This window comes from Falseniella ignava CCUG 37419, from assembly GCF_000301055.1.
Lineage (GTDB): Bacteria > Bacillota > Bacilli > Lactobacillales > Aerococcaceae > Falseniella > Falseniella ignava.
The window spans coordinates 383,259-407,853 of sequence record NZ_JH932301.1; the positions used below are offsets into that span (position 1 = coordinate 383,259).

At 36.9% G+C, this 24,595-nt stretch carries 20 protein-coding genes and 6 pseudogenes; 13 read left to right on the plus strand and 13 right to left on the minus strand.

From position 1 onward, the window contains the following. Positions 1-196: 196 nt before the first annotated feature. The 4 genes from fni to mvk all read right to left on the minus strand — a co-directional run bounded on the left by fni (position 197) and on the right by mvk (position 4,511). Positions 197-1,309 carry a type 2 isopentenyl-diphosphate Delta-isomerase gene (gene fni, locus HMPREF9707_RS06010; RefSeq protein WP_006701810.1) on the minus strand — a complete coding sequence of 371 codons (1,113 nt, stop codon included), beginning with the start codon at positions 1,307-1,309 and terminating at the stop codon, positions 197-199. Between the two features lie 69 nt (positions 1,310-1,378). Beyond that, positions 1,379-2,482 carry a phosphomevalonate kinase gene (locus HMPREF9707_RS06015; RefSeq protein ID WP_006701811.1) on the minus strand — a complete coding sequence of 368 codons (1,104 nt, stop codon included), beginning with the start codon at positions 2,480-2,482 and terminating at the stop codon, positions 1,379-1,381. Between the two features lie 36 nt (positions 2,483-2,518). Beyond that, positions 2,519-3,514 carry a diphosphomevalonate decarboxylase gene (gene mvaD / locus HMPREF9707_RS06020; RefSeq protein WP_006701812.1) on the minus strand — a complete coding sequence of 332 codons (996 nt, stop codon included), beginning with the start codon at positions 3,512-3,514 and terminating at the stop codon, positions 2,519-2,521. 22 nt (positions 3,515-3,536) lie between these two features. Further along, positions 3,537-4,511 carry a mevalonate kinase gene (gene mvk, locus HMPREF9707_RS06025; RefSeq protein WP_006701813.1) on the minus strand — a complete coding sequence of 325 codons (975 nt, stop codon included), beginning with the start codon at positions 4,509-4,511 and terminating at the stop codon, positions 3,537-3,539. Positions 4,512-4,701: 190 nt separating this feature from the next. Between mvk and guaA (HMPREF9707_RS06030) the strand changes: the two genes are divergently transcribed. Further along, on the plus strand, positions 4,702-6,252 hold the full coding sequence (guaA, locus tag HMPREF9707_RS06030; RefSeq protein WP_006701814.1) for a glutamine-hydrolyzing GMP synthase: 1,551 nt from the start codon (positions 4,702-4,704) through the stop codon (positions 6,250-6,252). Between the two features lie 140 nt (positions 6,253-6,392). On the opposite strand, the gene HMPREF9707_RS06035 is transcribed toward guaA (HMPREF9707_RS06030), so the two are convergent. Further along, a complete protein-coding gene (locus HMPREF9707_RS06035; RefSeq protein ID WP_006701815.1) occupies positions 6,393-6,653 on the minus strand; it encodes a hypothetical protein in 261 nt (86 codons plus the stop codon). 190 nt (positions 6,654-6,843) lie between these two features. Between HMPREF9707_RS06035 and guaA (HMPREF9707_RS06040) the strand changes: the two genes are divergently transcribed. The 3 genes and pseudogenes from guaA (HMPREF9707_RS06040) to HMPREF9707_RS09095 form a co-directional block, all read left to right on the plus strand. Continuing rightward, complete coding sequence (gene guaA, locus HMPREF9707_RS06040; RefSeq protein ID WP_006701814.1) at positions 6,844-8,394, plus strand: glutamine-hydrolyzing GMP synthase; 1,551 nt, start codon at positions 6,844-6,846, stop codon at positions 8,392-8,394. 501 nt (positions 8,395-8,895) lie between these two features. Then, positions 8,896-9,090, plus strand: a pseudogene (locus HMPREF9707_RS06045) (plasmid mobilization protein); the annotation flags it as partial. Position 9,091: 1 nt separating this feature from the next. Then, positions 9,092-9,321 (plus strand): annotated as a pseudogene (locus HMPREF9707_RS09095) (relaxase/mobilization nuclease domain-containing protein); the annotation flags it as partial. 33 nt (positions 9,322-9,354) lie between these two features. Here HMPREF9707_RS09095 and HMPREF9707_RS06050 read toward each other — a convergent pair. The 5 genes and pseudogenes from HMPREF9707_RS06050 to HMPREF9707_RS09295 form a co-directional block, all read right to left on the minus strand. Next, positions 9,355-11,850 carry an FtsX-like permease family protein gene (locus tag HMPREF9707_RS06050; protein ID WP_006701816.1) on the minus strand — a complete coding sequence of 832 codons (2,496 nt, stop codon included), beginning with the start codon at positions 11,848-11,850 and terminating at the stop codon, positions 9,355-9,357. After that, on the minus strand, positions 11,837-12,526 hold the full coding sequence (locus HMPREF9707_RS06055; RefSeq protein WP_006701817.1) for an ABC transporter ATP-binding protein: 690 nt from the start codon (positions 12,524-12,526) through the stop codon (positions 11,837-11,839). The genes HMPREF9707_RS06050 and HMPREF9707_RS06055 overlap by 14 nt, the downstream gene beginning before the upstream one ends. A 99-nt stretch (positions 12,527-12,625) precedes the next feature. After that, entirely contained in the window at positions 12,626-13,603 is a 978-nt protein-coding gene (locus tag HMPREF9707_RS06060; protein WP_006701818.1) for a sensor histidine kinase, read from the minus strand. Continuing rightward, positions 13,596-14,255, minus strand: coding sequence for a response regulator transcription factor (locus HMPREF9707_RS06065; protein WP_006701819.1), 660 nt, complete (start codon positions 14,253-14,255; stop codon positions 13,596-13,598). The genes HMPREF9707_RS06060 and HMPREF9707_RS06065 overlap by 8 nt, the downstream gene beginning before the upstream one ends. After that, positions 14,236-14,435, minus strand: a pseudogene (locus HMPREF9707_RS09295) (helix-turn-helix domain-containing protein). The gene HMPREF9707_RS06065 and the pseudogene HMPREF9707_RS09295 overlap by 20 nt, the downstream one beginning before the upstream one ends. A gap of 801 nt (positions 14,436-15,236) precedes the next feature. Here HMPREF9707_RS09295 and HMPREF9707_RS08775 point away from each other — a divergent pair. From HMPREF9707_RS08775 to HMPREF9707_RS09225, 4 genes and pseudogenes are all read left to right on the plus strand, one after another. Continuing rightward, positions 15,237-15,467: pseudogene (locus tag HMPREF9707_RS08775) on the plus strand (hypothetical protein); the annotation flags it as partial. A gap of 73 nt (positions 15,468-15,540) precedes the next feature. After that, complete coding sequence (locus HMPREF9707_RS06075) at positions 15,541-15,756, plus strand: helix-turn-helix domain-containing protein (protein WP_006701820.1); 216 nt, start codon at positions 15,541-15,543, stop codon at positions 15,754-15,756. A gap of 263 nt (positions 15,757-16,019) precedes the next feature. Next, positions 16,020-16,565, plus strand: coding sequence for a GNAT family N-acetyltransferase (locus HMPREF9707_RS06080; RefSeq protein WP_006701821.1), 546 nt, complete (start codon positions 16,020-16,022; stop codon positions 16,563-16,565). 275 nt (positions 16,566-16,840) lie between these two features. After that, positions 16,841-16,993: pseudogene (locus HMPREF9707_RS09225) on the plus strand (KilA-N domain-containing protein); the annotation flags it as partial. Here HMPREF9707_RS09225 and HMPREF9707_RS06085 read toward each other — a convergent pair. Continuing rightward, positions 16,990-17,391, minus strand: a pseudogene (locus HMPREF9707_RS06085) (transposase); the annotation flags it as partial. The pseudogenes HMPREF9707_RS09225 and HMPREF9707_RS06085 sit on opposite strands and share 4 nt — an antisense overlap. Positions 17,392-17,784: 393 nt before the next feature. Here HMPREF9707_RS06085 and trhO point away from each other — a divergent pair. Together trhO and HMPREF9707_RS06095 are read left to right on the plus strand one after the other, a co-directional pair. Beyond that, positions 17,785-18,759 carry an oxygen-dependent tRNA uridine(34) hydroxylase TrhO gene (gene trhO, locus HMPREF9707_RS06090; RefSeq protein ID WP_006701823.1) on the plus strand — a complete coding sequence of 325 codons (975 nt, stop codon included), beginning with the start codon at positions 17,785-17,787 and terminating at the stop codon, positions 18,757-18,759. 135 nt (positions 18,760-18,894) lie between these two features. After that, positions 18,895-19,083, plus strand: a complete 189-nt coding sequence (locus tag HMPREF9707_RS06095) for a hypothetical protein (protein WP_232217669.1) — start codon at positions 18,895-18,897, stop codon at positions 19,081-19,083. Between the two features lie 242 nt (positions 19,084-19,325). Here HMPREF9707_RS06095 and HMPREF9707_RS06100 read toward each other — a convergent pair whose 3' ends face one another. Next, the gene (locus HMPREF9707_RS06100) at positions 19,326-20,096 is read right to left on the minus strand and encodes an ABC transporter permease (protein WP_006701825.1); all 771 of its coding nucleotides are present in this window, start codon (positions 20,094-20,096) and stop codon (positions 19,326-19,328) included. After that, on the minus strand, positions 20,089-21,024 hold the full coding sequence (locus HMPREF9707_RS06105; protein ID WP_006701826.1) for an ABC transporter ATP-binding protein: 936 nt from the start codon (positions 21,022-21,024) through the stop codon (positions 20,089-20,091). The genes HMPREF9707_RS06100 and HMPREF9707_RS06105 overlap by 8 nt, the downstream gene beginning before the upstream one ends. A 404-nt stretch (positions 21,025-21,428) precedes the next feature. On the opposite strand from HMPREF9707_RS06105, the gene HMPREF9707_RS06110 reads away from it, so the two are divergent. From HMPREF9707_RS06110 to HMPREF9707_RS06120, 3 genes are all read left to right on the plus strand, one after another. Next, positions 21,429-22,583: a cation diffusion facilitator family transporter gene (locus HMPREF9707_RS06110; RefSeq protein ID WP_006701827.1), complete on the plus strand. Its 1,155-nt coding sequence runs from the start codon at positions 21,429-21,431 to the stop codon at positions 22,581-22,583. Between the two features lie 26 nt (positions 22,584-22,609). Next, on the plus strand, positions 22,610-22,930 hold the full coding sequence (locus HMPREF9707_RS06115; protein ID WP_006701828.1) for a hypothetical protein: 321 nt from the start codon (positions 22,610-22,612) through the stop codon (positions 22,928-22,930). Positions 22,931-23,051: 121 nt separating this feature from the next. Next, a complete protein-coding gene (locus tag HMPREF9707_RS06120; protein WP_006701829.1) occupies positions 23,052-24,533 on the plus strand; it encodes a C69 family dipeptidase in 1,482 nt (493 codons plus the stop codon). Positions 24,534-24,595: the final 62 nt, after the last annotated feature.

The window sequence follows — 24,595 nt, forward strand, 5'->3', positions numbered from 1 at the left end:
AATTAGTAGAACCGTCTGCTTGATCTACTAAACCTAGCATTGAATTAAAAGAATCTGTCGCTCCATCGCCTGTTTTCTTTACTAACACTCACTTTCAGGTACACTACGGTCAACAGACTTTTAGAGCAAGCAAAAAAGCCCAGAGTCTCAATAACTTTAGGCTTCTTTGCTTCAATTCGTCGTTTCCAAACTCAAACTATCGACGTTGTGCGAGTTCTAAGTAATCAATCCCACGAGCGGTCGCCCAGTCTTTCAGTTCACCGGTTAGAACAATCGGGCAGTGTGCTAAATCCGTAACACATCGCGCATTTAATAACAAGCAACAATGTCGAATGGCTTCGAGTGTTGATTGGACAAATTCCACGCCGGCAGTGACCCCACCTTGATCAACGAGATGTAAGAGATGGCCGGAAAGTCCAACAGCCCGTGTGCCGAGAGCGAAAGCACGAACGGCATCGTAGTAATGACGGACGCCACCGCTTGCTAGAATTTCCGTTTGGTCTTGATATGGCAGGGATTCCAATAGCGACTCCGCCGTCGTCTGTCCCCAGTTTTCTAATAAAGTAAAGTCGAGATGGTCTCGACGCAAATTTTCAATTTGGGCAAAGTTAGTTCCGCCACGACCGCTAATATCGATGGTTTGTGCGCCGAGTTGAATGAGGTGTGCGATTGATTCTCGGCTCATCCCAAAACCTACCTCTTTAACTACAACGGGAACTCCCACATTTTCAATGATGTTTTGTATGTGGTCTGACCACTTCGAGAAATCGCGGTCACCTTCAGGCATAATCACTTCCTGGGGTCGGTTCAAGTGAATTTGAAGCGCATCCGCTTCTAACCAATCCACTACTTTTTTTGCATCTTCTAACGTCTTGCCAGCACCGAGATTTGCTAAGACAAAACCATTCCGGTGAGTTGAGCGAATCACGGTAAAGGACTCGCGAATTTCGTCATCTGTAGGATTTTTCAAAGTAATACTCATCGAACCGCTTGCCATCGGTAGGCCTGTTTCACGTGCAATTTCTGCTAGTTGCTGGTTATAACGCTTGGCAGCCGGTGAGCCACCTGTCATCCCATTAATATAGAGGGGGACAGGATGTTCAGTGCCAGCCCATTGGGTTGAGAGCGAAATCTCACTTTGAGCAATCCCGTCAGTTTGAATCGCATGGTGCACAAAGCGTACATTATCAAAAGAAGACACAGGCGAAGTGCTGGTCGATGACGTATTAGCGGTATTCGGACTCACCGCGTGCTGTTTTAAGGCATGAATGAGGTGATCATCTTTACGTTGTTGGTCAATTGGCTGCATAAGAAGACTCCTTCTCTAGTCAAAGTTATTATCAGTATCGATTGATTGAATTTGCAGAATCGCCATCGACTAGCGAATATTTAAAGGACGAGCGACTTGGTAAGGTAGCAGCTCAATCTCATGATTCCGCCATAATTTAACGAGCAGCGGGCGATTCTTCGGACTAGAACTAATAGCGATACCACAGTCTCCCCCACCCGCGCCGGACGATTTGGCTGCATAGCCTACGAGTTCACTTTTATCGATAAGTGTCTGCATCTCCTCTGTGATCATCCCTAATTGATAAATCGTATCGAGATAAGTTAGAAGTCGACGGTAAATTTCTGCTTCTTTCATAATTTCGGAAGTTTCACCTTGGTCAAAAGCTTGACGCATCTTCGCAAGGCAAACTTGACTCGCGCGTAAAAATTGTCGATAAGGTGAAGGGTTTTGCGAAATTTGGTGTGAAAGTCGCTCCACAAAATCGTAGGTTGAAGCAGGTTGTCCAGTCCAGCCGATTGCAAGATTCAGATCGGTCGGCGCTTCGAGTGGTGTGATTTCAAGTTCAGGCCAGTCCATCGCAATGACCGTACTCATTGGAAAAACTTCCAGTTGTTGGCGAATCCATTCGCGGTCGCAACTGCGATAGTAGACCCATCCTCCCATGGATTCCGCCGCCAAATCGCCAAAACTTCCAGGCGAATCTAAGGATAACATCACCATGACGGCCATTTTGTATAAAATAATCGAATTAAAAGGGCGCATATCATAATAATTAGCCAAAGCATGCAAGGTCGCTAGGACTACCGCACCACTGGAGCCGAAACCGTACTTGATTCCATTTTCCGCTTCTAACTCAGACTCAAATGATAGCGAGAAAGGTTTTAAGGGGATTTTATGTTCCGCTAAAAGTTGCTCGAAAAGTTTGATTGATGCACAAACATAACGCCAAGCTGCTGGAACCACAGTATCGGGTTGATACACCAATATCGCAGGGTCTAAACTTTCGGAATGCAAGCGAATGGTTTCCTCATCTCCAAGAGGTTTCAGCGTCGCCTTGAGATATTGGTCGATAGTCACCAAAATTGCAGGATAATTAGGCTCGATGACCGCATATTCGCCCGCAATATAGAGTTTGCCTGGTATCTTAGCTTGCGTAGTCCGGTTCGTATGTACAAATTTAAAAAGGCTCATCGTCATTGCTCCAATCGTTGAATCATTTTGTTAATTTTAGAAAGGGGTAAAGGCCGGCACCGTATGTGGGGCAGGACCAGGCCCGCTAATAATCAGTTGGGATTCGTTGAGTCCTGCGGCTTGCATTAACAATTGTTGAATTCGATCCGCCTGACTTAAGCGACAAATCACCTTTATATTCGGACCGGCATCCATGGTAAAGTAACATTCAATACCTTGTTGACGTAATTGACGAATGCAATCCATAATTTTAAGCGACTCCGCTTGAAAATACGTATAGCTTGGTTTCGATGAAAGCATTAGCGCATGCATTTCCATCGCATTGTGCTCGGCAACTTCTCCCAAGGTTGTAAAGTCACGTTGTTCAATTGCTGCTTCCATCAAGGCTAAATCATGTGCCACGACTTCTGGCCAAAGCTTAAAGAATGGAGAAGTTCGGACCGTCAATGCCATTCCTTCACGACTGCTGATTGATTTTTCTTGGTCATTAAGAACAACGGCAATCATTCCCAAATCCCAATCCGCCTTATCGATGGGATGGGCGTAGCTTGTCTCTGATACATCGCCTTGTCCAGCTTCCCATTTTACGAAACCACCAAAGAGACTGCGGGTTGCGCTTCCTGACCCTTGGCGAGCATAGGTTGATAGCTCCCGCGCGTCCATTTGAGTATCGAATAGATCATTGCACGCACAAGCGAGCGCAGCAAAGGCTGAAGCAGAGGAAGCAAGCCCTGCTGCAGTCGGGACATGATTATAACTTTCAACGCGTACTGGACGGGAACAATGTGTCAGCTCTCGGAAGAGATCAATCAGACGTTGGACACGATCAATCGGCTGTAATTCACCATTTAATAATAATACGTCTTCAGAGGATGATTCGTTCCATCGAACTTGTGTCTCCGTATAAAATTTGTTCAAAGTGAGTGACAGACTGCTGGTTACCGGAAGAAATAACGTCTCATTGCGTTTGCCCCAATACTTGATTAGCGCAATATTAGTGTAAGCACGAAATATATGTGATGGGTCTTTCATCGTTACCTCCTTAATCGTAACCCTACATGGCATTGAGATTCACTAACCATGTCTGTTGGGCACCTGCGTCTAATAAGACGCGTTCAATATGTTGCGCATGCGAACGGTTATAAGCTAAAGCAATAATACAGCCGCCCAGACCTGCTCCAGTTAACTTCGCACCGAGTGCATCGGCCATCCATGCTTGATTCACCAAATGGTCGATGGTAGCGTTGGAAACACCAAGTTGATTTAAATAATAATGGTTGTAAGTCATAAGTCGACCGAGTTCGATAATATCTTGATGTTGGATGGCTTCGATGGCTTGACTTACAAAGCCACCAATCGCATCCATCATATTGGTGACAAATTCAGGCTTCGCTTCACGCAATTGATGTACTTTGCCTACCGCCAGTTTGGTCTGACCGACCATCCCACTATCTGCCACAATTAAGTAGGCATTTAAGTTAAATTGAAATGGAATCGGTGTGGAACTTTTACGATAAATGACCGGCGAATCGGTACTAGCTAACAATGTATCCAGCCCACTCGTCCAACCGTGCGCAATAACTTCTGCCTGGTTAGCAATATAGGTCAATTGATGATCACTAATCTTAATTTGCATATAATCGACTAAGCTGCGAATTAGCGCAACAGATACCGCAGCGGAAGAACCCATGCCACGTCCGATGGGAATCGAACTTTTGATGCGGAAGTGTAACGGGCCTGTTTTTAATTTGCTGGCGGAGTGTGTTAAGTCAATGGCACGGCATAAATTTTGCAGTTCCTCAGGCACTTTGTCGAGCGGTCCCGTATAAGGCAAGCTCTCAAGCCAATCAACCTGGCGAGAAGATGCCTGGGTTTCAACAGTAACTTTAGCGCCCGGTAGCGGCAAAGCAATCGCTGGGTAGTCATAGACGACCGAGTGTTCCCCCGCTAAAATAATTTTACCGTGAGCGGTGCCGACGCCTGTTCGAGTTGCGTTCGATGAAATATCCATATTCGGTTCACGTTCCATTAACTTATGTCCCTCCTTTACACAAAGTGAATTAATACTAGCTAGATTGTATCATAAATCTTGATTTTGATTCCAAAAAAACAAGCAAATCCATTTTGAGTATGATATATTATTAACGAAAGAGTTATCGTAAATAAGATAGGATGAGACGCTATCACGATAGAGTAAGGTCCATCAATAAGGAGGAATTATGGCTACGAATTTATATGATTTAGAGAAGATTATTGTACTCGATTACGGATCACAATATAATCAATTGATTACACGCCGAATTCGCGAGTTACATGTCTATAGTGAATTGTTATCACATAAGAAGACGGCGGAAGAGATTCAAGCGTTAGGTAATGTAAAAGGAATTATCTTATCTGGCGGACCTCACAGTGTTTATAATGAAGACAGCTTCAAAATTGATCCAGCCATCTATGAACTGGACATTCCAATCCTAGGAATCTGCTATGGGATGCAATTAACGACCGATATGTTGGGTGGAAAAGTCCAAGCCTCAGATAAACGTGAGTACGGTCAACATGAGATTGAAGTTTCTAATACGACTGATGGTATCTTCCAAGGACTATCTGAACGTGAACAAGTCTTGATGAGCCACTCGGACCAAGTGACAGAAGTTCCAGCCGGCTTCACTGTGACAGCGCACAGTCCGAATACACCGATTGCTGCGATGGAAAATACTGAACGCCGTATTTATGGTGTTCAATTCCACCCGGAAGTGAAAGCTTCACTACAAGGCGACCAAATGTTACGCAATTTTGTCTTTAACATTTGTCAAGCGTCTGGTGACTGGAGCATGGAGAACTTCATTGACCTACAAATTGAACAAATTCGCAATCACGTTGGCGACCGAAAAGTATTACTCGGTCTATCCGGTGGGGTGGATTCAAGTGTAGTGGGAGTTCTATTGCAACGTGCCATTGGAGATCAGTTAGTCTGTATCTTCGTTGACCATGGCTTATTACGTAAGAATGAAGCTGAACATGTGATGAGCGCATTGCAGCAATTTAACTTAAATATTATTAAAGTTGATGCGAAAGATCGTTTCTTCAGCAAACTTCAAGGAGTCTCAGAACCTGAACAAAAACGTAAAATTATCGGGAATGAATTTATCGAAGTGTTTGACGATGAAGCTGCTAAATTGGACGGTATCGAGTTCTTAGCACAAGGGACACTTTATACTGATATTATTGAATCAGGTACTGAAACAGCCCAAACCATCAAGTCTCACCACAACGTAGGAGGCTTACCAGAAGATATGGCGTTCAGCTTGATCGAACCACTGAAGACCCTCTTCAAAGACGAAGTCCGTGCATTGGGAACCGCACTTGGAATGCCAGAATCGATTGTATGGCGCCAACCATTTCCAGGACCAGGCTTAGGTATTCGAGTGCTGGGTGAAATTACGCCTGAAAAAGTTGAAATCGTCCGCGAATCCGATGCTATCTTACGTGAAGAAATCGCACTAAATGGGTTAGAACGTGACGTATGGCAATACTTCACGGTCTTACCGGATGTTCGCTCCGTCGGTGTTATGGGTGACGTTCGTACTTATGATTATATGTTGGGAATTCGTGCAGTCACTTCTGTTGACGGCATGACCAGTGAGTTCGCTCGCTTACCATGGGAAGTCCTACAAAAGATTAGTAACCGAATTATTAACGAAGTCCCACACGTCAACCGAATCGTTTACGATATTACCGGTAAACCACCAGCCACGATTGAGTGGGAGTAGGGAGTAGGCCCCAGCGATTTTGAAGACGAAGTCGAAGAAAGAGCTGGTGGGACTACCCCGGCAAGGTTATCCCGCGAATGAGGAACTGATGTGACGAAATGAGTGGCTGATAACTACTGCCAGAATCCTAGAAGTCAGTATTAAGTGGCACGGCATAAATTTTGCAGTTCCTCAGGCACTTTGTCGAGCGGTCCCGTATAAGGCAAGCTCTCAAGCCAATCAACCTGGCGAGAAGATGCCTGGGTTTCAACAGTAACTTTAGCGCCCGGTAGCGGCAAAGCAATCGCTGGGTAGTCATAGACGACCGAGTGTTCCCCCGCTAAAATAATTTTACCGTGAGCGGTGCCGACGCCTGTTCGAGTTGCGTTCGATGAAATATCCATATTCGGTTCACGTTCCATTAACTTATGTCCCTCCTTTACACAAAGTGAATTAATACTAGCTAGATTGTATCATAAATCTTGATTTTGATTCCAAAAAAACAAGCAAATCCATTTTGAGTATGATATATTATTAACGAAAGAGTTATCGTAAATAAGATAGGATGAGACGCTATCACGATAGAGTAAGGTCCATCAATAAGGAGGAATTATGGCTACGAATTTATATGATTTAGAGAAGATTATTGTACTCGATTACGGATCACAATATAATCAATTGATTACACGCCGAATTCGCGAGTTACATGTCTATAGTGAATTGTTATCACATAAGAAGACGGCGGAAGAGATTCAAGCGTTAGGTAATGTAAAAGGAATTATCTTATCTGGCGGACCTCACAGTGTTTATAATGAAGACAGCTTCAAAATTGATCCAGCCATCTATGAACTGGACATTCCAATCCTAGGAATCTGCTATGGGATGCAATTAACGACCGATATGTTGGGTGGAAAAGTCCAAGCCTCAGATAAACGTGAGTACGGTCAACATGAGATTGAAGTTTCTAATACGACTGATGGTATCTTCCAAGGACTATCTGAACGTGAACAAGTCTTGATGAGCCACTCGGACCAAGTGACAGAAGTTCCAGCCGGCTTCACTGTGACAGCGCACAGTCCGAATACACCGATTGCTGCGATGGAAAATACTGAACGCCGTATTTATGGTGTTCAATTCCACCCGGAAGTGAAAGCTTCACTACAAGGCGACCAAATGTTACGCAATTTTGTCTTTAACATTTGTCAAGCGTCTGGTGACTGGAGCATGGAGAACTTCATTGACCTACAAATTGAACAAATTCGCAATCACGTTGGCGACCGAAAAGTATTACTCGGTCTATCCGGTGGGGTGGATTCAAGTGTAGTGGGAGTTCTATTGCAACGTGCCATTGGAGATCAGTTAGTCTGTATCTTCGTTGACCATGGCTTATTACGTAAGAATGAAGCTGAACATGTGATGAGCGCATTGCAGCAATTTAACTTAAATATTATTAAAGTTGATGCGAAAGATCGTTTCTTCAGCAAACTTCAAGGAGTCTCAGAACCTGAACAAAAACGTAAAATTATCGGGAATGAATTTATCGAAGTGTTTGACGATGAAGCTGCTAAATTGGACGGTATCGAGTTCTTAGCACAAGGGACACTTTATACTGATATTATTGAATCAGGTACTGAAACAGCCCAAACCATCAAGTCTCACCACAACGTAGGAGGCTTACCAGAAGATATGGCGTTCAGCTTGATCGAACCACTGAAGACCCTCTTCAAAGACGAAGTCCGTGCATTGGGAACCGCACTTGGAATGCCAGAATCGATTGTATGGCGCCAACCATTTCCAGGACCAGGCTTAGGTATTCGAGTGCTGGGTGAAATTACGCCTGAAAAAGTTGAAATCGTCCGCGAATCCGATGCTATCTTACGTGAAGAAATCGCACTAAATGGGTTAGAACGTGACGTATGGCAATACTTCACGGTCTTACCGGATGTTCGCTCCGTCGGTGTTATGGGTGACGTTCGTACTTATGATTATATGTTGGGAATTCGTGCAGTCACTTCTGTTGACGGCATGACCAGTGAGTTCGCTCGCTTACCATGGGAAGTCCTACAAAAGATTAGTAACCGAATTATTAACGAAGTCCCACACGTCAACCGAATCGTTTACGATATTACCGGTAAACCACCAGCCACGATTGAGTGGGAGTAGGGAGTAGGCCCCAGCGATTTTGAAGACGAAGTCGAAGAAAGAGCTGGTGGGACTACCCCGGCAAGGTTATCCCGCGAATGAGGAACTGATGTGACGAAATGAGTGGCTGATAACTACTGCCAGAATCCTAGAAGTCAGTATTAAGTAAATTAAAGTGCGGAGGCGGAGGTTAATTTATTTCTACGTCCGTCCAACGATTGCTAAGCCGTAAGGCAAAAGCAGAGTTATTGACGGCCCATCTGCGTATCAAGAACAAGCAATGAGACGAAAAGGAGCATTGCGCGGCTTGATGAGAAGAATGGGAATAATCGCAAAATTTTCTAAAATGACTTAATTACAAGCTATAAAGAGAATGAAAAATGGCTACTGGTACTCAAATGGTACTGGAAGTAAAAAAGAATAATTAAAATAATAGTTCCAAGTGGTTTACATTTGGACAAAAAATTAGACCGTAGTTTCAAGCTACGGTCTTTTTGCGTATATATTATGAGGATTATTTTATTTAGAGATATCCAATGGCTACTTTCAAATGCGATAAATAATATAAATCAGAATGCAAAGGCAACTAATACAACGGGAGTAATTTACAAGAATGAAATTGAATCGATGAATAGACAGATAGAAAAATTATCAAGAGAAATATGGCAGATCCATTCCCTACTTCTTAATAAATCAAAAGAAAGTTCTGGTGATTAGTATGGCAATTACGAAAATACATCCTATAAAATCAACTCTAAATTTGGCAATAGATTATATAACTAAGAGTGAAAAAACTGATAAAAAATTTTAGTATCTTCATTTAAATGTCATCCATCTACTGCACATATTTAATTTATGAAAACTGGAGAAGATAATGATACTAAAGGTATCGTTCTGTCAAGGAATCTAATACAATCTTTTATTTTCGGGAAGTTTGGTGATATAGAAAAGGCTGTGAGTTTAATGCTCACAGCCTTTTTCTTATATACTCTTGAAAGTATTATCTGAGTTTTCGTTTATTGTTTTAAGACCACTTTTTATTGCAAGTAAGACACCTGCAATTATAAAGACAAATACTAATAATATAGGAGTATAATTCATATTTATTAGCAGTTCTTTTATTCCAAAGCCTAATTCATAGTTACTCCTATAGGCTCTTAATACAATGCCTATAGAAAACATAAAGATATATGCTAAGAAAATATTTTTAAATAATATTTTTACTTCAGCAAATACCATCTTTTCCACTTGTTTTTCTGTCATTCCAGTAGTTGATAGAAGTTTAAAATCATTGGCTCTCGCTTTAAGGTTGCCTTTAAAACTATTATAGGCATTGGAAAGAGCAATGGTTATAAGAATAATTTGGATGCCAAGATTTAATAGTTTTTCATTTCTCATTTGTTCTTTATTCATAGCAGCTTTTATAATTTCTGTAGAAGTGCCATGATCTGATTTTGGAACATAGGTCAAAATCACTTTTTCGGCATCTTCAAATACTTTTTCTTTATTTTTATCGGCTTTGATTTTTACAAAATAATAATATACAGGATTAGCTTCATCTATTCCGTACTCATCTATAAAATTTCTTAGACTACTTTCACTTGTGTAAATAGCTATTTCATTTGACTTATATGCCTCTAATCCATAAGGCATCTCTTCTATAGATTCGTCAATTCTTATTTTCATAGCCTTTGCCTTTTCATTATATTTTAAAGTAATATCTCCAGATTCCTTATCAGAAATTTTTATATAATCTCTAAAGGTGTAAGGCGTACTATTATCTTTAGATACTTTGTTCACTAAAACATAAGTCGCATTTGTAATATTATTTACTTCTAAAAGGTTTTTAAAATCTTTTTCTGTTAGTGCATAGATACTAGCATAAAGTTTATCACTGGATTTTTTACCACTATCTAGAGAATTTTTTAAATCTTTAGAAATAAAGTCCTCATTTTCACCAGCATAAAACTTTGTATCTACTCTTTGATAGATGTGTAATTGTTCTATACCTTTAACTTTTTCCATATCATTCACAAAATTTTTATTCAAAAAGTCATCTGTATAAATACTAGAGTTAAAATTGTACGGACTTTTATATGAATTATATTTTTCATTTAAAGTTCTATATGACTGGCTAACTAAAACTGTTGTCAATACAAAGGCTGATAGAGCCATAGATATAACAATAATTCGATAGGTTGAACGATAGGACCTGTAATAATCTTTTGCTAAAGTCTTTTCTATAGGTCCATTTATTTTTGACTTACCAAACTTAATGTTTTTTTCTGTAATGCCATTTAATCCCTCAATAACCTTTATCTTTGAGCTTTTCTTTGCAGGAATCAATGCTGAAAAATAAACCATTAATAAGGATAACAGAATAATTATTAAAATAGATCCAATACTTGGTATTACTAAATTAAAGTCTGGAGATTTTAGACTTTCTCCTAAAATATTTGACATTTCTTTATAAGAGATAGAATTGTTAAACCACAACAAATATAGGAGCAGATTTGCAAAAGCCCATGATAAGACTGTCCCTAAAGCTATTGGCAAGATTGAAAGTTTAATTGCCTTCTTTCGAATCATTTGCCTAACTTGCTTTTTAGTCATCCCAGTACTTTTTAAAAGAGCAATTTCCTTTAAATCTCTATTATTCCATACATTAAAAGCACCATAGATTATAAAGGCAAAAAGTACGCAGAGAAAGAAAGCCATCCCATATTTTTCTATAGCTAAATTTACAACACTTTTAGGTGGAATAATTCCTTTAGGATAAACCATACTATGCTCTAAAATATCTTTGTTGTAAAAAACTCTTCCAATATCTAAGGCTTGTTTCTCATCAATATTCATTTCAGACAAAATTTTTCGAGTCTTTGTATAGGTGTCCCTTATGCTTTTATACCAAATCTGCGCTTCTATTTCATCATTGTTTTCAAATAGATAATCCTTTTTATTGCTATCTGCTAAACCTATAAGCATAGTATCTTCAAAAGAATATCCATAATCATCGTAAACACCAACTATGGTATATGTCTTTTTATTTTCAATAATCTCAGAACCTAAATCATACTCCTTATTTTTTATTAAAAATCTCTCTGGTACTAAAAGTTCATTTGAATTTTCTGGTTTTCTACCATTTTTGATTTCATATCCGAGAAGACCTGTAGAATCTCCATTTTCATATATAACTGCATTTAAGTCTGTATTAATGATTTTATTAAAAGATACTTTTTCTATGTCTGTATCATTTTTTAATTTATCATAAAAACTTTCGTCAATTTCAGATATATCTACATGATAATCTCCAATGGTTTTCTTTACATATTCATACTGTTCAGTGTTCATTGAGTCGAAAATAAAAATAACAGTTCCTAGTAAAATTACTGCCAAAAGTATGGAGATTTTAATGGCTAGGGTGTCTTTTTTATTATTTTTAACAGCTCCACTGGCAAGATCATTAATAATTTTCATAAGACTCATCTCCCAAGAAACTTAACCTACCATCCACCATCTTATAAACTTTATCACATGCATTTGCAACCTTTTCATCGTGGGTGATAATCATAATCGTAGAGTTCAATCTCTTATTTACTAGTCTAAAAAGTCCTGTGATTTCTTCAGAATTTTTTCTATCGAGATTTCCTGTGGGCTCATCTGCTAAGATTATTGCAGGTCTTGTAATCAAACTTCTGGCAATGGCAACTCTTTGTTGCTCGCCACCTGATAATTGTTTTGGATACCTATCAAGCTTTCCTTCTATTCCTAGTATCGATAAAATTTCCTTTAAATATTCGTCATCTACCTTTTTATTGTCTAACAAAAGAGGAAGCAAAATATTTTTTCGAACGTTGATGTTTGGAATCAAATTAAAAAATTGATAGACAACGCCTATATTCCTTCTACGAAAGATTGTCATCTCATCGTTGTTAAACTTGGTAATATTTTTATCTTGAATAAAAATATCCCCACTTGTTGGTTTATCAACTCCTGCTAATAGATGAAGCAAGGTAGACTTTCCTGACCCGCTATCTCCAATAATGGCGACAAGATCTCCTTTCTCCATTTCAAAATTCACATTTGATAGAGCATGTACTTCTACTCCGCTATTGTAAGTTTTTGTTAAATCTACTGTTTTTACAATATTCATATTTAGTCCTCCTTATCTTTCTTAGATGATATTAGACTTAAGTGACTGGAAAGTGACTAGAAAAAAAGACTGTGCTTTATTTACACAGCCATAATTAAATCAGTTATAAAATCTTAACTCGAAGGCATTTGATTTTTTTCCCTTATGATATAAAAGCGCTCCATTTTGCCTTTCCATGACAGATTTTGCCATAGGAAGTCCAATTCCATAACCTTTTGAATTTGGATCCATCTTGTAAAAACGTTTAAAAACTTTTTCTAACATTTCACGATCCAAACCTTTAGAAAAATCTTTCACAAAAATACTTTTATATAGATTTGTTCCTTTAAGTTGAATTTCTATCTGTCTATCTTCTGTAGCTTCTAGACCATTCTTCATAACATTGAAAAGTGCCTCATAAGTCCATTTCTTATCGCATATAAGATTAAAATCATCTCCATAAAGTGGAATTTCAACATTATCATTAATAAAATAATCTTTTAGGTTTTGTATGATATCTTCAATTAATCCTCGAGCAGATATCCTGTCTTTTGCCATTTCTATTGTGCCAGAATCAAGGGCTGCAAGTTTTAATAAAATATCAGATAGATTGTAAAGTCTAAGAAGATTGTCCCTAAGTCTAGATATATACTCTTTTGCCGATTCATCTTCTTCATCTTCTAATAAGTCAAGTAATAATAGAGATCCGGTTAATGGAGTTTTTATTTGATGAGCAATATCTTCTGTATATTCCCTTAGAATTACTTTATTTTTCTCAGCATTTTCAGCTATTCTCTTGTTTTCTATAATAATTTTAATAATCTCATCTCTAAGTTTGCCAAATTCATCGTCTATAATTTCATAATTATCTGAGTCAATATCAAGTGAATGGAGGAGGCTAAATATATTATTAATCTTATCCTCAAGAGCTTTCTCTTTTTTCTTTTCAATTTTTGAAATAATTATAAACAGAATTATATTTATAAGTAAAAAACCAAAAAGTGTTAGAATATCAAATCTTGGATTGAGATAAATTACAAGCAAAGACATTATCAAATTTAAAATTAAGACAAGTAAAATATTTTTGTTTTTATTCATTGTCCCACCTGTATCCTATTCCCCTAACTGTTTTTATATGCTCTCCATATTCGCCAAGTTTATTTCGAAGCCTTTTTACAGTTACTGTTAAGGTATTGTCGTTTACTTCATAAAAATCATAACCCCAAACATAATCTAAAATTCGTTCCCTTAATAGATTTATTTTTTGGTTTTCTAAGAGCATTTCCAATATAGCAAACTCTTTTAAGTTAAGATCTAAATCTTTTCCATCTATCGAAGCTTGTTTTGATATAAGATCTAGAGATAAATTTTCAAAAGTCAGCTCATTCACTTTTTTAATTTTCCTACTAAAAACATTGTCCATTCTCGCCTTTAGGACAGGAAGAGAAAAAGGTTTTGTAATATAGTCATCTGCTCCTTGAGAAAGACCTTTTATTACATACTCATCTTCGTCTTTTACAGTAATCATTATTACAGGAAGGTCAGAAAATTCCCTCAGCCACTTTAAAAAATTAAAGCCTGACCCATCTGGGAGATTAGCATCAAGTAGAATTAAATCAAAATCATTAAAATTAAGATTTTCTGTCTGAGAAAGATTGTTATAAATAATTGTTTCAATATTATGTTTGTTTAGGTAAGTTTTAACAGCAAAAGCAATTGTGCTGTCATCTTCAATCATTAGTATTTTCAATTCTATACTCCAATATATCCGATATATCACATTTAAAATACTTACAAATTCTACCAAGTATTTCCATACTCACATTCTCATCTCGTCCCATTTTAGCTATGGTATGAGGAGTTGTTTGTATGGCTTTTTGTAAGTCTAGTTTATTAATTTTTTCCATAATTTATCATAGGAAAATCCCATAACTCACCTCAAATTAATCTTCTACTTTGTACAGTATTTCTATAATATTATACCATGTTTATAAGTGATTTAATCTAATTACATTAAATAAGTCGATTCTTATAATACATTATATTCTCCGGTACTGGGACTGGGACGGGACTAAAATTGGAAAATGTCCTATAATTAGATGGATTTAGTGGTACTACAAAAAAATAGAATTCAGTATTTTGAATAGTTTGAGATAAATCGTACGTTTGGAAAAGAAGAATGGGAGTAGGGAGTATGCCCCAGAGATTTTAAGACGAAGTCGAAGAAAGAGCTGTTGGGACTACCCCGGCAAGGTTATCCCGTGAATGAGGAACTGATGTGACGAAATGAGTGGCTGATAACTACTGCCAGAATCCTAGAAGTCAGTATTAAGTAAATTAAAGTGCGGAGGCGGAGGTTAATTTATTTCTACGTCCGTCCAACGATTGCCAAGCCGTAAGGCAAAAGCAGAGTTATTGACGGCCCATCTGCGTATCAAGAACAAGCAATGAGACGAAAAGGAGCATTGCGCGGCTTGATGAGAAGAATGGGAATAATCGCAAAAAATCAAAAACCTTGTAAAATCAATAGTTACAGAAGATTAAAAACTGTAACTGGGATTAAAATGGGAACATTTTTTAAAAAGAATAAATTGAATAATAGTTCCAAGTGGTTTACATTTGGATAAAAAATTAGGTCATAACTTAAGTGTTATGGTCTTTTTTATTTTATAGGTTGTACAATTAAGAGTAACATCCAGTATGAAATAGATTTAACAGATGAAGAAAAAATTATGTTGTAGACCAAGAACCATTTAAAGATCTCCAATGGTCACTTTCAAATGCAACAAATAATATAAACCAGATCGCAAAAGCTACTAATACAACTGGTGTTATTTATAAAAATGAAAATGACAATATGAGAGAAAAAATAAAAAAATTGGCAAAAGAAATATTGGATATACATTCCCTGTTATTAAGAAAACTAAATAGAATTTATCCAAAACAAATCTTAGACCTGTAAGAAGTTTTTTAAAATATGATATAATATATTCAAATGAAATGCCGATTTTTAAAATCACAAGGGAGAGAAATTTATGCAAAAATTTGGCAAAATTATTTTTAAAATAGACCAAGTTTTAGAAGAGAAAAATATAAGCAAAAATAAATTGGAAAAAGAAGCAAATCTTCAAAGGACGCAACTTAATTCTTATTGTAATAACAAAGTGAAAAGAATTGACTTAGAAACTATAGCAAAGATTTGCTATGTTCTTGAGTGTAAGGTTGAAGATATTATGGACTATGTGAGGTAATTAAGTGAATAGATACGAAATAATTCAAAAAATAGGTGACATGTATCAGATTGGCAATACTGAATCATGAGAATTTAGTTATGTTCAAGTACTTGGAACTGTTGGGAAAAATATAAAAGATTACCAATAAGGAGACACAGATACAAACCATCAATACTTAGATAAAAGATTTGAAAATGATAAATTAGTTATATAAGTCGAAACAACAAAAGGATGGAATGATTTAGAAAAATATTACAATAAAAAACAAGGGAGAGATAAGTATGAAATATACACCAGTGAATTTTGAAATGAAAGATGGTAGGATTTGCGAAATTAGAGAAATTCAAGTAAAAGATGCTGCAGAGACTATTGAATATTTGAAAACTGTTATGGGAGAATCTAACTTTTTATACTATTATCCAGAAGAAATAACTCTGACTGTTGAACAGGAAGAGAAGATGATAAAAAATTTTAATGAATCTGAGGACATTCTTATGATTATTGCAGAGGTTGATGGAAGAATGATTGCAAATGCTCAGATTTCAAGATTTAAAAAAATGAAAATGCGTCATCGAGGAAATGTCGCTGTTACAGTGCTGAAGGAATTTTGGAACTTAGGAATAGGAAGGAAGATGCTTCTTTGTCTTGAAAACTATGCTAAGGAATGTGGACTTACCCAAATTGAACTGGATCATTTCTCAGGTAATAAAAGAGGTCAGATTCTTTATGAGAAACTAGGATTCGTCAAAGTGGGGGAAATGCCAGATGCATTTATTTTGAAAGATGGAACACGATACAATAATATAACAATGGTAAAAAGTATCTAAATAAAATTTATAAAGTATAAATTTTCAGTTAATGCGATTAACAATCCGACTGAATAGATAGAAAATATAGTGTCTGCAAGCATTAATAATATTATAGGATTTTTCTTGATGCTTTTGTATCATAATAGTGATAGAGACAAATAGTTGTGTAAATATGAAGTATTACAGCTTCTAGCAAGTTTACAACTCGAAAAATCAATAGTAGGTATGCTGCCTAGAGTAATGATTATATAATAACTATTGTAAAGAATACATCAGTATAAGGAGGGGGTAAATTGTCAAAAATAAATAAAGAGCAAATTTCTGCTAAAGGAATTTCAATTCAAATTTATACTGAAGATTTTAAAAATGATTATATAAGTTTAACGGATATAGCAAAGTATAAAAACACAGATGATCCAAGATTTGTTATCCAAAACTGGATGAGAATCTGTGAAAAAATTTGTTCGGCGATATTGGTTCCTTCGAAACGTCGCTTATAATTTTTTCCAAATGTTGAAAAATGTGGCACGGCATCCGTAAAAGATAAACCGAGAAACCAACGATAAGCTACATTTACTTGAATTTCTTGAATCGTTTGACGCATGCTTGGAATCCCGAAGAGATATTGAATGATTGGGATTTTAATCAAAGTAACCGGGTCGATACTGGGACGCCCGTTATCAAGGCAATAAACATCTTCGACCAGATCATAGATGAAAGAAAAGTCAATGTAGCGATCAATTTTTCTTAGAAGATGTTCCTCAGGAACGAGATCTTCAAGCGCATGAAATGCGATTTGGTGACGTGCTTCAAACGTCTTACTTTCAGCATTAATGGACATCATAGAAATCACCCGTTTTCTTTTTATTATATCGAAAAAAGCTCATTAAATCACTCGAAAGAAGTGATTTAATAAGCTTTGTCTACAGTCTGAAGGATATCTAATTAGATATACTTTTTTGTGTATTCATAGTAACGCGCAAGCTTTATTTTTCATTTCAAAAAAATTAAAGCAATAAATTTACTCGATATGTTGGAATATTCTTTATCAATTGAAGCGCCTATTATATACTGATATTAACGAAGATTGTTATTAAAGCGTTGGAAAATGCGAGCTAGAGGGAAGATTGCTTAAATATTTATAATAAATACAATACTTAATTAAACGGAAATTTCATTTCTCTTGTATTTTCCCCATACTTTTGGATAAAATAGATATACGTAAAAAGGAGGACATATGTCAAAAAAATTTAGAGTTTTATTATATTATAAATATCAAAATATAGAGAATCCTGAAAAATTCAGGGATGAACATTTAGCATTCTGCAATGAAGTAGGGCTTAAAGGTCGTATCATTGTAGGTTATGAGGGAATAAACGGTACTATTTCAGGTACTGTTGAACAGACTGAAAAATATAAAGAGTTTTTACATTCATTAGAAGGATTTGAAGATGTTTGGTTTAAGGAAGATGAGGCTGATGATTTTACACATCCAAGAATGTCTGTAAAATTTCGTAAAGAGATTGTATCATTAAATTTAGAAAATGATTTCTCACCAAATGATACAACTGGGAAATATTTAAATCCTAAGGAATTCAAGGAAGCCATTCTTGATGAGAATACTGTTATTTTAGACACTCGGAATGACTATGAATACGATATGGGACATTTTAAAGGTGCTGTTAGACCAGATATCAAAAATTTCAGAGATCTGCCAGAATGGATTAAGGAAAATGAAGAGATGTTCAAAGATAAAAATGTTGCAATGTACTGTACTGGTGGGGTGCGTTGTGAGAAATTCTCTGGTTGGATGTTAAGAGAAGGTATCTCAGATAATGTTGCACAACTTCATGGTGGAATTGATACATATGGAAAAGATCCAGAAGTAAAAGGCGAACTTTGGGAAGGCAGCATGTATGTATTTGATGAGAGAATCTCCGTGCCAATAAATCATGTTGATCCAACAATTATAGGTCGTGATTATTATGATGGTGAACCATGTGAAAGATATAGAAACTGCGCGAACCCAGAGTGTAATCGACAAATATTTATGAGTGAAGAAAATGAACATAAATATTTACGTAGCTGTAGCGAGCATTGTAGAAAACACCCGAAAAATAGATATGCAATAGAACATAATTTATCTATGGAAGAATGGGAAGAAAGACTTAATGCGATTGGTGAAAGTCTAAAAGAAACCGAAAGAGCATAATTTAATAATAATTGAAGTGCAATTTATGTCTGATAAATCAGATGTGAATGCACTTTTTTTGAATAGATAATTTATCTAAAGAAATCTGAAAAAAAGGATTTCTATCGAAAAATACTTGGATCAGAACTTAATGATATGAGGGATAGCATAAATAATATGCGAGATGAAAATGGAGAAGAGCCGTATACTGAAGAAGAATGGTTCCTTTGTAATCCTGATAAAGATTATAATGCTTATGTATATACAGAAAAAGCTCTATCTAAACTTGAAGAATTTCTTGAAACTAATAATTACAAAGATGAATGGATGGTAGCTTGGCATTAGCAAAAATTATGTTACTAAATTTTTATAGATCTTTAAAATTTTAATTCAAATAAATGTAAAGAAAAATTTACAGATATGAGGGGAGATTCAGCGCTTTTAGGTGTGAGTCGACTGAATTTTCTCTGTTCATTCACATCATTTGAAAAAAATCTCCCTTGCTATCACTTATCGCTGTGGTAAACAAGGGAGATTAAATTATATTGTGCTCTTTTGGGTTGGATTTGATTGTTATACTGGTTAGATTAGCTACGTAAGCCAATACCACGATCCACTAAATAATATGCTAATGAATACAGTACCGCGATAAAAATGATTAATATGGTAATCGACATTGCTATCGGTACATCGCCTATCCCTAAGAATCCGTATCGGAAACCCGAAATCATATAAACGATTGGATTGATTTTCGAAACTGCTTGCCAAAATGGTGGTAACATTGAAATGGCGTAGAAGACTCCACCTAAATAAGTTAAGGGTTGTAGTACAAACGTTGGCACAATGGAGACATCATCAAAACTTCTAGCAAACACACCATTAATTAAACCTGCTAAAGAAAATAAAATCGCAGTCATTAAAATGGTCATCACTACCACTAACCATGAATGAACATGTAATGGTACAAAGAATAATGACACCGTGGTCACTAACGAAGCGACAATTAAACTCCGTCCAACCCCTCCTAATACAAATCCCCAAATGATAACATGAGTTGGTACAGGAGCTACTAATAATTCTTCAATATTCTTTTGTAATTTTTGAGAGAAGAATGATGAGGAAACATTGGCATAGGAACTGGTAATCGATGACATCATTATCAATCCTGGAACAATAAACTCCATATAACTGAAGCCTCCCATTTCACCAATACGGCCACCAATCATTTTTCCAAAAATTATAAAATAAAGTGAAGTGGTAATGACAGGTGGAACTAATGTTTGAACCCAAATTCGCAAATAACGATTGGTTTCTTTCATTACTAAACTTTTTAATGCTGTAAAATATAAACTAAACATGTTGATCCTCCGTCTGATGTTTCTCTTCAGTAATTTTCAGAAATAACTCTTCCAAACGATTCGATTTATTTCGCATCGACAGTACCTTTATGCCTTGTTTTGTTAATTGAGTAAAAATATCATTAACCCCTTGATTGCGTTCAACTTCGACTTCCAAAGTTTGGTCACCATCAAATTGATATGCATAGCCTGCTAACTTAGGTTGTTGTTGCGATATATCCAAATCAAAGATAAAAGTTTCATGCTGTATTTTCGATAATAATGCTCTCATACTGGTGTTCTCAATTAGTTGGCCCGCTTGGATGATGCCAATATTACGACATAACATCTCGGCTTCTTCAAGATAATGAGTCGTTAAGATAATGGTGGTGCCATTAGCATTTAACTCTTGTAAGAAATGCCACATCCCTCTTCTTAACTCAATATCAACCCCGGCGGTCGGTTCATCTAAAATCAATAGTTTGGGTTCATGCATCAAGGCTCTAGCAATCATCAAACGACGCTTCATTCCTCCCGATAACATGCGCGCTTTTTCATCACGCTTTCCCCATAAATCTGCCTGTTTTAAATATTTTTCACTGCGCTTGTAAGCTTCTGTACGAGGCACGCCATAATATCCTGCTTGATTGACCACAATTTGTTGGACGGTCTCAAATGGATTAAAATTGAACTCTTGTGGTACTAAGCCAATTTGTTGCTTTGCTTTTTCTAACTGAGTATCAATATCATAACCAAATACTTTGACAATCCCAGAAGTTTTATTGACTAGCGAAGTAATTATACCAATAGTCGTCGACTTGCCAGCACCATTAGGACCTAATAACGCATAAAAATCACCCTCAGAGACCTTTAAATCAATCCCCTTGAGTGCTTGTACGCCTGTATCATAAACTTTCTTTAAATCCGATATTTCCAATGCATAAGTCATATATAAGAAATCTCCTTTTATTCATCTGATACTATTTTAACATCTATTTAAACATAGGCACAATGGAATGATTATTATAAATATAAAGGGAATAATCGAAAAATTTTTCTAAAATGGCTTGATTACAAGCTATAGAGAGAATGAATAATGGCTACGGGTACTCAAATCAATACTTCGCGCTTTTATTTGGAGAAGCTTTTTTATATCATTAGATATGTAAGGATAATTTTGTATCGGTGCGATTATTTCGTGTTCCGAATATATTTGAAAATAAAAGATAGGGTTGATGAAAAATTACATCAGCCCTATTAATTATAAGCTCTATTAATTTTGTTACTGAGATCGCTTTTATCAATAGATAATAAAATGATTGCACGAGATTAGGGCGAAGAAAGGACTCAAAATTGAAACGATTTGAAGATTTAAAAAAATTAGATCAATTAGAAAAAGAACGCGAAAACAAAATTGTAAAAACCAGTCTGTTTGGCATTATCGGTAACGTGTTGCTTGCAATATTAAAAGGTATTGTCGGAATAAAATCAAACTCCATTGCTATATTGGTAGATGCTGTTAATAATTTGGCAGATGGAGGAAGCTCCGTTATTACAATTATAGGTACGAAACTTGCTTCTAAAGAAGCGGATCATAAGCATCCTTTTGGCTACGGAAGAGTGGAATACCTTTCTGCCATGATAATTTCAGTGATCATCTTATATGTAGGGATAACCTCTCTAGTTGAGGCGGTTAAGAAAATTCTTAATCCAGTCGAACCTTCATATAGCATAATAAGTATCGTTATTGTCTCACTCTCTGTGATCGTAAAAATTGTTATGGCTCATAAATTCAACAAAATTGGTGGAGAGGTCAAGTCAGATTCGCTTATCAATTCTGGTGAGGATGCAAGATTAGACGCCATTGTCTCCTTATCTATTCTTTTAGCGGCAGGGATGTCTATGTTATTTGATGTATCCCTTGAAGCCTATCTCGGTGCTATAATATCAATTATTATCATAAAATCAGCAATCGATATGTTAAATAAAACCATATCACAATTGCTTGGAGAGAAGATTGATCCACATCTTGCGCAAGATGTCATCAAAACGGTAGAAAACTTTCCGGGTGTAGAAGGAGCAAATGCCCTGGTACTCAATAATTATGGACCTAATAATTGGAATGGTTCGATTGATATAGGTGTACCAGAGACATATACCGCAGAACAATTGGATGAGATCATTCGAGATATCCAATTGGAGGTATACTATCAATATAAAATAATGCTCACAGCTGTAGGAGTTTATCCGATCAATGCCAGAAATCGTCACATTACAAGTATTAAAGATCAGATCAGAGAAATCGTCTTTTCTCACCAATATATCACGGGCATCCACGGCCTATATGTCGACGAATTTGACAAAGAGATTAGATTTGATGTTATTATCAGTCTCGATGCTGAAAATCGGCTAGAAGTCTTGCAAAAAGTTGTTAACGATGTGAGACATCGCTTCCCAGACTATAATATAGAAGCTTTTCCAAATGTAGACTATACGGAAACCTATTAACATATTCCAGAAAGTAGGTGAGAACGATGGCCAAACTCAAGCGGATGTTTCCTTTTTTGATGGTTAATGCATTACTTTTCTATTTAGCGCCGTGGGTGATTCAAGATACAGGCAGTGGCATGTTGGTGTTGTTAGTCGTATTACCGCTGAGTTGTTTGATTGCCGCTTGGCGATATGGCAGTCGGTATTCATTTGATCTATTATTTCCAATTTTAACTGCTTTGCTATTTATTCCGACGGTTTTTATTTTCTATAATTCGAGTGCCATGATTTATGTACTGATTTATGGCGTAGTATCAATGATTGGAAATGCCATAGGAGCTGGACTTTCATATCAAAATCACTGAAATGTCTACTCCCCCACTTTATTTTAGGAGGCCCTAAAATTTTTATCTGAAAGGGGTTCCCTCACCTCAGTAAAAGGTGTATGATGAAGTTAACAATGATATTTAAAGGAGTGGAAATACTATGGCTTGTACAACATTATTGGTAGGTAAAGGAGCGTCTTACGACGGTTCAACGATCGTCACCCGGTCGGAAGATTCTCCCTCAGGAATTTTTACGGCAAAACGATTTATCGTGGTGCATCCAGAAGAGCAGCCGCGTCATTATCGCTCGGTGATTTCGGAATGTGAGGTAGAATTACCGGATAACCCGATGCGCTATACTTGCTTACCAAGTAACGATCCAAAAGATGGAATTTGGGGAGCAGCGGGTATTAATGAAGCCAATATTTCGATGACCGCAACCGAGACGATTACCACGAACCCTCGAGTTCAAGGAATTGATCCCATTCTTAAGAATGATCCAAACGGTCATAAAGAAGGGGGCATTGGTGAGGAAGACTTTGTAACTTTAGTCTTACCTTACATTCATTCGGCACGTGAAGGCGTCATCCGTCTCGGACAATTGCTTGAAGAACACGGAACCTATGAGATGAATGGGATTGCTTTCCAAGACGTTGATGAGATTTGGTGGCTTGAGACGATTGGCGGTCATCATTGGATGGCGCGTCGTGTTCCAGATGATGCTTATGTCGTCATGCCGAACCAATTAGGGATCGATTATTTTGACTTTGAAGATGCCGATGGTGAACAAAAAGACTTTATGTGCAGTAAAGACTTACAAGCTTTAACGGAGCAGCATCATTTAGATTTATCGAACGACGAAGAGGCTGGATTCAATCCTCGCTTAGCCTATGGTTCAAAATCTGATTCTGACCATATCTACAATACACCACGCGCTTGGGCAATGTTACGTCACTTTAACCCACATACGTATGTTTGGGATGGACCCGATGCAGAATATACGCCGGAAGATGATGATCTTCCATGGGCGATGGTACCAGAATTCAAAATTACAGTGGAAGATATGAAATATATCTTATCCCACCATTATCAAGGCACTCCATATGACTGTTATGGTAAATGGGGTGAAGCGGATCGCCGAGGTATGTACCGTCCGATCGGTATTAGCCGCCAAAACGTCACCGCCTTTACTCAAATTCGCCCGTACTTACCTGAAGCAATTCGAAGCGTCCAATGGTTATCATTTGGTTCGAATGCCTTCAATGCAGTGGTACCGTACTATACGAATGTGAATACAACGCCGGATTATTTAGCGGATGATTCAACCTTACCGACAACAGATAATTTCTATTGGGCGAACCGGTTGATTGCAGCGCTAAGTGATGCACACTTCCACACAACTAAGATTCATATTGAACGTTATCAAGATACCGTGCAAAATAAAGGCCAACAAATATTAGCTGAATTTGATGCGAAGTATACGGCAGGCGACTACGATGCTAAAGACACTCAAGCTTTACTCGAAGAAGCGAATGAGGCGATGACTTCGTTCTTAAAAGAACAAACGGACCAAGTCCTTGCGAAAGTCTTACATACAGCGAGCTGCCAAATGAAAAATGGTTATGCCCGCAGTGATAATTAAGCATTAACCTCAATCAAAAAGCCGAGCAATCACAGTGTGTGATTTGCTCGGCTGATTTTGTA

Bases quoted from the DNA above. Each gene is read 5' to 3' on its own strand.
- fni (WP_006701810.1), bottom strand. From the start codon at position 1,309: ATGCAGCCAATTGACCAACAACGTAAAGATGATCACCTCATTCATGCC.
- trhO (WP_006701823.1), top strand. From the start codon at position 17,785: ATGTCAAAAAAATTTAGAGTTTTATTATATTATAAATATCAAAATATA.
- HMPREF9707_RS06060 (WP_006701818.1), bottom strand. From the start codon at position 13,603: ATGAATAAAAACAAAAATATTTTACTTGTCTTAATTTTAAATTTGATA.
- HMPREF9707_RS06105 (WP_006701826.1), bottom strand. From the start codon at position 21,024: ATGACTTATGCATTGGAAATATCGGATTTAAAGAAAGTTTATGATACA.
- mvaD (WP_006701812.1), bottom strand. From the start codon at position 3,514: ATGAAAGACCCATCACATATATTTCGTGCTTACACTAATATTGCGCTA.
- guaA (WP_006701814.1), top strand. From the start codon at position 6,844: ATGGCTACGAATTTATATGATTTAGAGAAGATTATTGTACTCGATTAC.
- HMPREF9707_RS06050 (WP_006701816.1), bottom strand. From the start codon at position 11,850: ATGAAAATTATTAATGATCTTGCCAGTGGAGCTGTTAAAAATAATAAA.
- HMPREF9707_RS06115 (WP_006701828.1), top strand. From the start codon at position 22,610: ATGGCCAAACTCAAGCGGATGTTTCCTTTTTTGATGGTTAATGCATTA.
- HMPREF9707_RS06035 (WP_006701815.1), bottom strand. From the start codon at position 6,653: ATGGAACGTGAACCGAATATGGATATTTCATCGAACGCAACTCGAACA.
- HMPREF9707_RS06015 (WP_006701811.1), bottom strand. From the start codon at position 2,482: ATGAGCCTTTTTAAATTTGTACATACGAACCGGACTACGCAAGCTAAG.
- HMPREF9707_RS06120 (WP_006701829.1), top strand. From the start codon at position 23,052: ATGGCTTGTACAACATTATTGGTAGGTAAAGGAGCGTCTTACGACGGT.
- HMPREF9707_RS06080 (WP_006701821.1), top strand. From the start codon at position 16,020: ATGAAATATACACCAGTGAATTTTGAAATGAAAGATGGTAGGATTTGC.
- HMPREF9707_RS06100 (WP_006701825.1), bottom strand. From the start codon at position 20,096: ATGTTTAGTTTATATTTTACAGCATTAAAAAGTTTAGTAATGAAAGAA.
- HMPREF9707_RS06055 (WP_006701817.1), bottom strand. From the start codon at position 12,526: ATGAATATTGTAAAAACAGTAGATTTAACAAAAACTTACAATAGCGGA.
- mvk (WP_006701813.1), bottom strand. From the start codon at position 4,511: ATGGAACGTGAACCGAATATGGATATTTCATCGAACGCAACTCGAACA.
- HMPREF9707_RS06075 (WP_006701820.1), top strand. From the start codon at position 15,541: ATGCAAAAATTTGGCAAAATTATTTTTAAAATAGACCAAGTTTTAGAA.
- guaA (WP_006701814.1), top strand. From the start codon at position 4,702: ATGGCTACGAATTTATATGATTTAGAGAAGATTATTGTACTCGATTAC.
- HMPREF9707_RS06095 (WP_232217669.1), top strand. From the start codon at position 18,895: ATGAGGGATAGCATAAATAATATGCGAGATGAAAATGGAGAAGAGCCG.